General features: G+C 52.3%; 9 protein-coding genes. 1 reads left to right on the forward strand and 8 read right to left on the reverse strand.

From position 1 onward, the window contains the following. Positions 1-19: 19 nt before the first annotated feature. The 7 genes from KP806_RS08830 to KP806_RS08860 form a co-directional block, all read right to left on the reverse strand. A complete protein-coding gene (locus tag KP806_RS08830; RefSeq protein ID WP_224723215.1) occupies positions 20-1,609 on the reverse strand; it encodes a response regulator in 1,590 nt (529 codons plus the stop codon). Then, positions 1,587-3,365: a sensor histidine kinase gene (locus KP806_RS08835; protein WP_224723216.1), complete on the reverse strand. Its 1,779-nt coding sequence runs from the start codon at positions 3,363-3,365 to the stop codon at positions 1,587-1,589. The genes KP806_RS08830 and KP806_RS08835 overlap by 23 nt, the downstream gene beginning before the upstream one ends. Before the next feature lie 135 nt (positions 3,366-3,500). Continuing rightward, positions 3,501-4,331, reverse strand: a complete 831-nt coding sequence (locus KP806_RS08840; RefSeq protein WP_224723217.1) for a carbohydrate ABC transporter permease — start codon at positions 4,329-4,331, stop codon at positions 3,501-3,503. Position 4,332: 1 nt separating this feature from the next. Beyond that, positions 4,333-5,226 carry a carbohydrate ABC transporter permease gene (locus KP806_RS08845; protein ID WP_224723218.1) on the reverse strand — a complete coding sequence of 298 codons (894 nt, stop codon included), beginning with the start codon at positions 5,224-5,226 and terminating at the stop codon, positions 4,333-4,335. Positions 5,227-5,320: 94 nt separating this feature from the next. Next, the gene (locus KP806_RS08850; protein ID WP_224723219.1) at positions 5,321-6,658 is read right to left on the reverse strand and encodes an ABC transporter substrate-binding protein; all 1,338 of its coding nucleotides are present in this window, start codon (positions 6,656-6,658) and stop codon (positions 5,321-5,323) included. A 281-nt stretch (positions 6,659-6,939) separates the two neighbouring features. Continuing rightward, positions 6,940-8,511 carry a glycoside hydrolase family 43 protein gene (locus KP806_RS08855; protein ID WP_224723220.1) on the reverse strand — a complete coding sequence of 524 codons (1,572 nt, stop codon included), beginning with the start codon at positions 8,509-8,511 and terminating at the stop codon, positions 6,940-6,942. A gap of 30 nt (positions 8,512-8,541) precedes the next feature. Continuing rightward, complete coding sequence (locus KP806_RS08860) at positions 8,542-9,732, reverse strand: glycoside hydrolase family 88 protein (protein WP_397376371.1); 1,191 nt, start codon at positions 9,730-9,732, stop codon at positions 8,542-8,544. A 354-nt stretch (positions 9,733-10,086) separates the two neighbouring features. Between KP806_RS08860 and KP806_RS08865 the strand changes: the two genes are divergently transcribed. Beyond that, the gene (locus KP806_RS08865) at positions 10,087-11,112 is read left to right on the forward strand and encodes an S-layer homology domain-containing protein (RefSeq protein WP_224723221.1); all 1,026 of its coding nucleotides are present in this window, start codon (positions 10,087-10,089) and stop codon (positions 11,110-11,112) included. A gap of 332 nt (positions 11,113-11,444) precedes the next feature. Here KP806_RS08865 and KP806_RS08870 read toward each other — a convergent pair whose 3' ends face one another. Next, positions 11,445-11,789 carry a DUF3243 domain-containing protein gene (locus tag KP806_RS08870; RefSeq protein ID WP_224723222.1) on the reverse strand — a complete coding sequence of 115 codons (345 nt, stop codon included), beginning with the start codon at positions 11,787-11,789 and terminating at the stop codon, positions 11,445-11,447. Positions 11,790-11,796 lie beyond the last annotated feature (7 nt).

Consider the following 11,796-nt stretch of genomic DNA (forward strand, 5'->3'; position numbering starts at 1 on the left):
AACCTGCCCCGTATTCCTTTTACCTCCTGCCGTCCTGCCGGTAATCGATCGGCAGCTTGCCGTACATTTTTTTGAACATGTCGCTGAAATGGCGGGCATTGTTGTAGCCTACCTTTTCGGCGACCTCGTAAATCATCAGATCCGTATTTCTAAGCAGCTGCGAAGCGTTTTTCATGCGCACCTCGGTCAGATACTGCTTAAAGTTCTGCTTCGTATGTTTTTTGAAGAAGCTGCTGAAATAATACGGGTTCATAAACGCCATCCCGGCGATCGACTCCAGCGTAATTTCCTCGGCAAAATGCTCTTCGATATACTGCTTCACTTTCGCCAGCACAATTTTATCCTTATTCCCCGAATCGCTGTCCATTTCCTCGCACATATGCCGGAACAGCCGCTTCACCTGGCTGCTCATGATTTCAAAGGTTTCATAGGAAGCCAGCAAATCCTGCAATTCCCGTTTGTCGAGGAATCGGCCGGGAAGCTGGACGCCCGATTTGGACAGCTCCCCGATAATGAACAGCATCGAAGAAAAGCAGGTCGACACGGTCAACGAGCGGTTGCCGAAGGTTTCCTTCTTGATCGTCTCCAGCCATTCATCAAGCGCTGCTTCCACGTCCTCCAGCGCCATTTCCGTCATGCTGCGGATAACCGCCCATTGCAGCTCGTACAGCTCGACGGTTCTCGCTTCATGGGTTTGGAGCGGGTTGTACGGGAGAATCCGGCCCAGGCCCGCATAAAATTTCATCTCCAGCGCCTGCTCCGCTTCCCGGTAAGCTTCCGCCAGTCTCTCGGCTTCCGCCGCCGGACGGCTGAGGGCAATCGATACCTTGATTTTCAGAAAGGTCCATATTTTGTCCCGGATCTCATCGGCAAGTCCGGCAGCCTGCTCGCCGGAATCGTGATTGACGATGACGGCGTGCCGGTCTTTTTTGACAAACACATAACCCGCTCCCGGATCCTGCACGACCTCCTGCAGCACGTTGCCGATCGCAAATTCGACCAGCTTCCTTTCCTTCTCCGTCCACCGGTCCGACGAATCCTTCAGCCGCTCCGCCTCAATCAGCATAATCGTGATGAGCGGACCCTTAAGCCCCGCGGCCGCTTCGCGGAACGCTGAGGTGTTTGGCGACAAATTGCCGTCCGTCAGCCGGATTAAGGCATCCTGCAGCTCTTCGTGACGGTTTTTTCTTTCCAGCAGCTGCAGCTTGCCTTTGCGCCTCTCCTCCTCATGATGCTGCGAAATCATCGACAACGCCTTTTCCAGCACAGCCTCCAGCTGCTGCTTGACGACCGGCTTCACCAAATAATCGATCGCGCCGTAAGCGACGGCATCCCGGGCATAGGAAAATTCCTGATAGGCGCTTATAAAAATCACCTTAACCGGAATTTCCTTCTCCTTCAGCTCTTTGATGATTTCGATGCCCGTACGGTGAGGCATGCTGATGTCGCTGATGACGAGATCGGGCATATGCCGATCGATCAGGTCCATTAATTCGTTGCCGTCATACGCCTGGCCGACGATTTCCATGCCGAACGCTTCCCAGTCGATCAGCTTCCGCAGACCTTTAATAATAATCGGTTCATCGTCAGCCAGTACGATTCGTATCATGCAGCAGCTCCTCCTTCACCGAAAATAACAGAAGCACGGACGTTCCGACATGCTTCCGGCTGCTTATCGTAAGGCCGAAGCCGTCGCCGCACACCGTTTTTATCCGTTCGTGCACGTTTTTTAATCCGACATTTTTGGAAGGGGCGCCGGGGTCCTGAAGCATCGCGTTTAATCTGTCCAGCTCCTCCTTCTCCATGCCGATCCCGTCATCGTATACCGTCACCGCCAGTTTATCCTCCCAGGTTTCCATCGAAATTTTCACCGTTCCTTTGCCCTTCGGCCGCAGCCCGTGCTGTATCGCGTTTTCGACGATCGGCTGCAGCGACAGCTTCAGAATCGGCCAGTCCAGCTTCACCGAATCGGCGATTTCAACCCTCAGCTCAAACCGGTTCTCGAACCGGACTTCGATAATGTAGAAATAGTCCTTCAAATGCTCAAGCTCCTGGCCGATCGTCACCAGATCCTCCCCATAGTCGATCACGTACTTCAGCTGATTGGACAAAGATAGGATCATGTCCGCCACCTCGTCCGCATCGCTATGGACGGCATTCATCCGGATGACCTCAAGCGTATTGTACAAATAGTGAGGGCGAATCTGGCTCTTCAGCGCGTTCAGCTCCGTCTGCTTCTGCTTGATCTCCGCCACGTACGCCTCATCGATGAACACCTTCAGCCGGTCGATCATCCGGTTGAAGCCGTGGGCCAGCCTCCCCATCTCATCGTTGCTCCTTACCTCTACCTGCGTCTCCAAATTGCCCGATTCCACCTTCGTCATTTGAACGATCAGCCGGCGGATAGGCGCCGCGAGCCGCTTCGAGAACCAGATGCCCATTACGATGAGCACGACTGCGGATATGACGATCGCCGTGTACACGGCCATCCTTGTCGTCCGGAGCTGCTCGAACAGCTTGTCGGTCGCGAATTTCACAAGAATTTTCCCCTTAATAAACGGGATCGGCTCGCTTAATTCGAGATGACCGGAATCCGCCTCCTGCACGATCGGGTGGACTACGGAATCGAGCTCCTTGTTGCTGAAATAGAGCCGCTCGCTATCGTCCAGCACATAAAGCTCGTCATGCTCGCCCAGCTTCAGCTCTTGCAGGAAAGGATCGGCCATCTCGACGCTGACATCAAAAAACAACGTGCCCACGATTTTAGGATCTTTGGTTAGCGTTCCCGATATATCGATCAAATTTCTGCCGATCGTAATCACTTGTTCCCGGGAGTTGAAAATATAATCGTCCGCATGCGTCGGATAGATCAGCAAATCGGTCGGCCTTTCCTTCATCGCCTGCAGCCACTCCCTGGACGGCAGCTTGTCCGTTAGAAGCACTTTGTTTTCTTTTGTCTGATAATAAAGCTTTTCGTCCATCGACCGGATAAAATAAGCGTTTGTAATGTAAGGATCGCTGTACATAATCATCTTCAGAAACATATCGATCGGCATCGAATTGATTTGTCCCAATTCATTTACGTTACGGGTCTGATTGTTTGCAAAGCTGTCCAATATGCCTTCATACCTTCCGGTATACATCAGCATTGAAATTTCGTTGTAATTATTAAAGGCGGAATTAAGATTATAGCTGACATACAGCACCATCTGGCGCAAATTATCGGTTGTGTAGCGCTCCACATGACCCGAGAAGGTTTGGACGGAAAAGTAGCTGAGCGCAAACAACGGGACCAAGCCCACCAGAATAAACGCCGCGGAAAATTTGACGAAAACGCTGTTCCATTTTGGCATCCATAGTTTCATGCCGACTGTCCTCCCAGCCCGAGGCGGTTTGTTAGCGGTTCTTTCTAATCATCATATCATATGGGGCCGCGCGAGGAAGAAAAAGCCCCATGCATGAACTGCATCGGGCTGTACGTTATGGCCTTCCTGCGATCGTTAACCTTTGATGGCTCCGGAAGATACGCCTTTGACAAAATATTTCTGCAGAGCGAGAAACGCGATCAGTACCGGTACAAGGGACATCGTCGTTCCCGCAAAGATCATATCCCACCGCGACGAGAATTCGCCTACGTAGTAGAACAGCTCTACGATCATCGTTTTCGCCTGGCCGGTCGGCAGCACCATCATCGGCATCAGGAAGTCGTTCCAAATGCCAAGGCCCTGAAGGACGACCATACTTGCCGTCACCGGCCCAAGCAGCGGAAAGACGATTTTCCAGAAGATGCCCGTTCTCGTGCAGCCGTCGATTTCAGCGGATTCCTCGATTTCCCGCGGGATGCCCTTAAGGAAGCTTGTAAAGAGGAGAACGCCGAAGCCGATCGAGCCGGAAATATAGACCAGAATCGGACCGGTCAGCGTGCCGAACAACCCGATCATTTTCAACTGCTTGAACAGAGGGATCATATACACCTGAAACGGAATCATCATGCCAAACAGGAAGTAAGTGAATATGCCGTTCGTCCATTTCGAGCTGTTGCGCTCGATCGCATAAGCCGCCATCGGAATAACCAGTATCATAACGGCGATGGAGCATACGGTCAAAATCGTGCTGTTCAGCATCGCTTCCGGATATTTGGTTTCCGTCAGCAAATATTTGAAGCTCTCCAAATAAAATCCCTTCGGAAACGCGATGGCGTCGCGCATAATTTCCCCGTTGCTCTTGAACGCCGACATAATATTGAAGAAAATCGGGAAGGCGAAGATGACGGCCAGAATTAACGTAACGGCGAAAATGATAATATCGTTCAGTTTGATGTCTTTTTTCATGTTACATTTGCACCTCTCTTTTGCGGAGCACCTTCATTTGAATCAGGGAGATGAGAAGCGTAAGCAGGAACAGCACGATCGCAAGCGCCGTACCGAAGCCTTGACGCAGCTCGCCGAAGCCGACCTTGTAAATGATATAAGTCAACGTTTCCGTCGCGAAGCCCGGACCGCCGTCCGTCATGACCGCGATCTGGTCGAAAATTTTCAGGGAGCCGATCATCGACAGCATGATGCATACCGTCGTCGCGCCGGCCAGCAGCGGGAACGTGATGTGGCGGAACTGCTGCCAGCGGTTTGCGCCGTCGATGCTTGCCGCTTCGTTCAGCTCCTGCGGAATGCCTTGAAGTCCGGCCAAATAAATAACCATATAGTAACCGGCTGCCTTCCATACAGTGGAAAGGATAATCGAGATTAACGCGTAATCGGGATCTCCGAGCCAGTCTGCCTTCAGAAAACCGAGACCTGTCATTTCTAATAATTGATTGATGACGCCGAAGTTATAATTCAGGATAATCATCCAGATAAAGCCCATAATAATACCGGACATAAGCACCGGGAAGTAAAAGATGCTTCGGAAGAAATTCCGGAACCAGCGGACGTTGTCCATCAGAACCGCAAGACCTAATGCGACGATATTTTCCAGCAAAACCAGAACGATTGCGAAAATGAGCGTGTTTTTCAAGGCATTGTGAACCCGCGGGCTCTTGACGATTTCGATAAAGTTATCGAAGCCGATATAATTGATTTTTGTGCTGATGCCGTCCCAGGACGTAAAGCTCAGATAAACGCTGCTAAGCGTCGGTACGATGACGAATGCCGTATAGACGACAAGCGCGGGCAGTATAAACCAGAAGACGTAATCCGACCATTTCTTTTTCTTTGCCGAGGCATTCATGGCTCTCTCCTACTTCCTTGTGTGGTAAAAAGAGAACCTCCGCGTAGGCAGAGGCTGCTCTTTATTTGTCCATTGTCCATAGACCGTATGATAGCTATTGCTGAGCGTTAGCCTTCACGTTATTGTCGTACTCGGTGTCCGCCTGCTTCATGTACTCCGTCACATCGCCGTTTTTCAGCACCAGCTCCTGAAGCAGCTTGTAGAACCAGTTGCGGAATTGCGGCGGAATGGCGTTTTCGCCGTACCAGTTGGCAAGACCAAGCGATTTCACGACCGTGTCGTCGCTCATCAGACGAAGCACTTCTTTCATTTGCTCGCCCGTCTCATAGGTTACCTCGGCCGAAGTGGTCGGAATGCCGTTTACGGTAGCCAAGTAAGGTCCGTATTGAGCTGGGTCAAAGAAAAACTTGATAAATTCTTTCATCGCCGCTACTTTATCCGCGTCTTTAGCCGCTTCGGCCGACAAGGACCAGCCGGAAAGGCTCGGCAAACCGTTAATGACCGTCTTGCCTTCGCGGTTAGGTATGGCATAGAAACCAAATTCAAAGCTAGGATCCGCTTCCGCGATTTGGCCGAACATCCAAGGACCGGAGAACAGCTGAGCCGCTTTGCCCGATACGAGAATCGATGCCGTCTGGTTGTCGGCCGTGCTGAGCCAGCCTTTGTCCACATATTTCGTGAACAGCTCCTTGTAATCCGTTACCGCTTTCACCATGCCGGCGTCCGTGAAGCTTGCCGTTTTGGCCGTACGCTTGGAGTTCCAGTCCGGATCCGCTGCGTACACTTCGTTCTCGAAGAAGAAGTTCGTCCAGAAGCCCATATGGAAAATATCTTTGCCGCCGACGACGATCGGCGAAATGCCCGAAGCGGCCAGCTTTTCTTGAATGGCAAGGAACTCGTCATACGTTTTTGGAAGCTCGGTGATGCCGGCATCGGCGTATGCTTTTTTGCTGTAAATAATGCCTTGAGGCGCGGTGCCTGCGATTGGAGCGTTGTAAACTTTTCCGTCATACTCAGGCAAGGTTTTGAACAGGCCGCGCAAATCTTCCGGCAGCTCGACGATTTTGCCTGCATCCGCAAACACCTTCGTGTCGCGCATTTCGACCAGGTCAGGGAATTGGCCTACAGCATCCTTCGTTTTCAGCCAATCCAGGTATGCGGCGGACGTCGTTTCGCTGTAGTTCACGATTTTAATATTCGGATTTTTTTCTGTGAAAGCGTCGATTGTCGTTTCGATCGCCTGCTTCGTAGCCGGATCGCCGGTCGCGTATGCAATCGTAAAGCTTACTTCTTTAGCCGCATCTGTGCCCGTTCCCGTGTTGCTGCCCGGCTCCTCTGTATGGTCAGCCGCGTTGTTTCCGCCGCATGCGGTAAGCACCAAGGATAAAGCCATAACGAGCGAAGTGAATTTCAGTAATGGTTTTTTAGCCATTTACTTGGACCTCCCTATTGTCTGCGTTTGTTAGAGGAACCTCATGCAAGATGTGCGCATCATCTCGTCTCATTCCGTTTCCTTGATCTAAGATTATCATCAATAGATGACACGTGAAATGAAGTTTTTTAAGGCGGATATGATGATAATTTAAGAAATATCCAGTCCTTTAGTAGCATGCCCCAAATCCGGAAAAGCGCGGCCGCCCGGTAAAAAAGCCCTGCAGCCGCATTGGGCGGGCTGCAGGGCTTGACAGTCATCCGAGTTAAGATCTGCTAAGCTTAATCTATCTTATAAGTAAAATAATCGAAATCCGCATGTTTTTTTGTTCCGTTAATATCCTGCGCACATAAACCGATCATCGTGCCGGTAAAGCCCAGCTTGCCGCCGTGCTCGTCGGACAGCACGCCCATGTCCAGCTCGCCGCCGATCGCCTGCCACCTCTCGCCGTCCGGTGAGGCGTAGAACTGGAGGGCCCGTTCGCGGACGACTGCCCGCAAATAATAGGCGGACCAGCCGTCCACGCTGATTTCCCGGTCTCGGTTCTCACTGTATTTACCGCTGATCGAGGTGATGACGCCAAGCCTCACGCCGTTGTCCCCGTCACGCGTCACTCGCACATAAAAATAATCCTGTTCGTCATAATAGAAGACAAGCCCGGCCATTTGCATAAAATGCTCCGGCTCGTATTCCATCCGCGTTTCGACCGTGCAATTGAAATGCTGAAGCCTGCGAGCGACCATGCTCTGCCGGTGCAGGGAATGGAGCGATTCACGGCCGCGCAGACGCAGGAAGCCGGGCCGCTCCCTAAGGCTCAGCCACGATTCCTCAGCCGGGACGCGCAGCGTCTGATACTGCAAGCCGAGCGCCGGCGCATCGAAATCGTCCTTTGCCGGCCGCTCAGGGAACGGCTGCGGCTCCAAATCCGGCGCTGGAGCGGTTAATGCCGGCAGCCTGCCTTCGCGGGCGAGCCTGAGCCAGCCGTCCTCGGTCCAGACGCAGCGCTGCAGCGACGTTTCGCGGCCAAGCGGGTTCAGCTTCGTGCCCGGGAACGGACGGCTGCAGATGTGGCACATGTACCATTCACCCTTCTGCGTCTCGACAAGCATGCCGTGTCCCGCGTTTTGCAGCGGGTAGTCCGGAGCGCCGCGCGTCGTCATGACCGGATAAGCGGGATCGGTGACGTATGGACCGTCGATCGTGCTGGAACGGGCCAGCGTCGCCGCATGATTGATGCCCGTTCCTCCTTCGGCTACGAGCAGATAGTAATAGCCGCCGCGCTTGAACAGCTGAGGACCTTCCGTGACGCCCAGATCCGTGCCTTCGTATATTTTTTTGACCGGACCGGCAAGCCGCCGCTCCTTCGGATCGTATTGCTGCATGACGATGCCGCCGAAACGCCTGTGACCGTCGCGGAAGTCCCACTGCATATTGAGCAGCCACTTGGTTCCGTCGTCGTCATGGAACAAATAGGGATCGAAGCCGCTGCCGTTCAGCATGACAGGCTCGGACCACGGGCCGTGCATATTGTCCGCCGTTACAAGATAGTTGTACAAATCCTTATAAACGCCTTTACGCGCTTTGACGTCGGTGTAAATTAAGTAATAAATTCCGTTATCGTAGGAAATCGCCGGCGCCCAAATGCCGCCCGAGCTTGGATTTCCGCGCAAATCGACCTGCGAGGTGCGTTGCAGGGCATGCGGAATCAGCTCCCAATTCGCCAAATCCTTGGAGTGGTACAGCTGGACGCCGGGAAACCACTCGAAGGTCGAAGTCGCTATATAATAATCGTTGCCGACGCGCAGGATGGAAGCGTCGGGATTAAAGCCGGGTAATATCGGGTTGTTAATCATGAGAGATAGTCCTCCTTATGCTCGTAAAACCTACCAGTAAAGCTTCCAGTCCCTCGTGATGCGGACCAGCGCTTCGAAGTAATAATAATCGCCCCAAATATTGCATTCGTCGATGCCCATGCCGCGCGGCTTGTTATAGACGCCATGCAGCAGGACGCCGTTCGATTCCGGCTGCGAAGCCGCGGTATAACGGTCGCTGAGCGATTTCAGCGTATGCAGCGCCGCATTCTCGTACAGCTTGCGCTCCTTATCGAGCACAGGGAGATGCTTCGCAAGCTCAAGCAAGCCGCACGCTGCGATAGCTCCGGTAGAAGTGTCGCGCTCCTGCTCCGTTCCGCTTACGAAGACCAAATCCCAATAAGCGATCAGATCGTCCGGAAGCCGGTTTAAGTAATAATTGGCCAGCTTTTTCGTCAGGTCGAGAAGCTCCGCGTCCCCCGTATAAATGTAGCTGAGCGGAAAACCGTAAATGCCCCATGCCTGACCGCGCGCCCAGCAGGAATCGTCGGCATAGCCCTGATGCGTGCTTCCGCGCTTCGGCTGACCTGTATTAACGTCCATATAATAGGTATGGAAGGTAGATGCGTCGCTGCGGACGATATACTTGGCCGCCTGCTTGATATGCGAAGAAGCGGCGTTATAATAGTTCGGATCACCCGTCACTTCGCTAGCCCAATACAGCAGCGGCAGGTTCAAGTTGCAGTCGATAATCATCCGGCCCTGCTGCTCGGGATCGTCAAGCGCCCCCCATGCCTGCACAATGCCCGCCTTCCCGAAATAACGCTCCATCAGCAAATCGGCGGCAAGCAGCGCAATCCGCTTCGCTTCCACGTCGCCGGTCAGCTTATAGGCCGCGATGCAGGACAGCGAATAAAGAAAGCCGAGATCGTGCGTATCGGTATACAGCCGCTTCTCCGCCCGCTCCCGGTAGCTCTCCAGCTGAATTTCGGCCGTACGCCGGTATTTGTCATCTCCCGTGACTTCGTAAGCCAGCCACAGCATTCCCGTCCAAAAGCCCGACGTCCATTCGATATTGCCTATAGCCGGGTACACATTCCCCACGCTTGCGGCATCGGGAAATTGCTCGGTAAACGCGACCAAATTGCGGTCGATTTGCTTGAGTACGAACGCGATCGAACGCTCTACCGCAGGCCGCTCCCATTCGGGCGGGCGGCTGAACAGCTCGGCCCTTGCAATCCTCTCTTTATTGATGTTCGTCAATGCTGTTTCTCTCCTTTATTTCATAGATAACTTCATGATGGCGGCGTACTCCGAGCTATGAAAGTGCAAATTTTAACGATAAGATGCGAATTTTTACACAAAAACGGTTCGGAATCGTTGGAACGGTGTAAATTAGATTCATCGTAGCATGATCATGCTGATGCGATATGCAAGTTTCTTTAGACAAAAGTGCATTTATTTAATTATTTGCGGCGTATGGCACTTTTTTCACATCTTTCCCTTTTTTTCCCGGTGGAAAAAACAGGCGAATTTTGCTATTCTCGAAAAGCATAATCTATTAGAAGGAAGGAACTTGTAATCATGAAATCTCTATTTATTCGGAGCATGACTTTCATGCTGCTGGCATCGCTTCTTCTGCTTCCATTGCAAGCTGTAAAAGCGGAAGCAGCCGAGCCGCGGGCTTTGGATTTGTATTTTCCGGCAGATATCGAGGAACACTGGGCTTTTGAAGAGCTGGACAACTTCGTTAATGCGGATTTGCTGCGGGGTTATCAGGATGCCGAAGGAAACGTGTGGATTAAACCGAACAATTCCATCAGCCGTGCGGAATTCGTATCGATTTTGGTCCGTGCGCTCGGCTTGACCAGCACAGAGGCAGGCAAAACGTTCGCGGACGTTGAAACAGGCAAATGGTATGCCGATCCGATCCGTATTGCCAGCTCCCTGGGCATCGTCAACGGAATCAGCGACACCAAATTCGGACCGAACACTCTCATTTCACGCGGCGAAATCGCCACGATGGTTGTGAGAGCATTCGAATCTTCCATTACTTTTGAAGGCGAAATCAAAGAGTTCTCGGACGTTCCCGATTATTTTGCCAAGCCGTTCATTTTAAAAGCCAGCCAGGCCGGCATCGTCCGCGGTGCAACCGCAACGGAGTTTAAGCCGTACGACAACGCCAAACGGGCAGAAGCCGTTGTCATGCTGCAGCGCGCGCTGGATCTGCAAAAGGTTGCGCTGCCTGAAGACGCCGCATTAACCTCGGTCATTTCTGAGGCGGAAGCGAACGATTTTCAAATTTTCAAAGACAAAACGTATGACCAGTTCCACGACGCGCATGACAAGTACTTTACCGGATACTATTTGTCGACAAGCTACTCCCTGACGGAGCAGCTGCTGGAGATGATCGACGAGGGCGTTTCGATCGAAGTGGAGAAAGTGAGTGACCAGGCTTTGACGGTTGTGGAAAAATCGGACCGTTTCGCAGTCGTTGAATCGACAGGCGGAAGCTACACGACTACGACGAACTTCGAAAATGAAACGACGAAGGAAACCGTCCATTCCGACGGCATCTACTACTTAAAGAAAATGGAAGATGGCAGCTGGAAAGTTTATATGTACTATTCTTTTGAGGAATAATGGCAGTTTATTAGTCTAAGAGATGGAGCTGTCTCCGGAGGAGGTCATGATTTGACCGCGGAGGCAGCTCTGTTTTTATGTGATCCCGTCCGTCTTTTTAGAAACCAACCCCTCGTTCCGCTCTAACCCCGCCTCCTGACCGTTAGCCGCCGACACTTGCTGCTCAGACGTTCTAAAAGTCGATTATGTCCGAAATACCACGTGGACGGGTACAGCCAGGCGCAAGCTGTTCTATCCTTTAACACGAGCAACACGAGCTGCACGAGAAAAAGGGACCTCCATCACATGTCATGGAGATCCCTCTTTCCGTTATGCGGCAATTCCTTATCCGCTTATCCGCTTGTTCGAGCCAGCTTCACCAGCAAGTGGGACAGCGCATGCTGCTCTTCCTCGGTGCCGGCGTTCCACAGCTCCTGAAGCAGCATTTCCTCCCGATTGCGCGGCTCCTCATGTTTGGCCAGGTATCCGGCAACCTTTTGAGCCAAATAAGCGAGCTGCTCCTCGTTAAGCCCCAAATGCTCGGCCATCTCGATCCGCTTCGCCAAATAACTTCTGAACGCATCGAAGTTTTGCAAAATTTCGTCCTTTTTCTCCGGATTCATACGGTCCAGCGACTGCTCGATCTGATCGGGCTCCACTTCCCGGTCTTTATCCACTACGTGATTAGATTCCGTCATCTCATGT

The sequence above is a fragment of the Paenibacillus vietnamensis genome (assembly GCF_020169515.1).
GTDB lineage: Bacteria > Bacillota > Bacilli > Paenibacillales > Paenibacillaceae > Pristimantibacillus > Pristimantibacillus vietnamensis.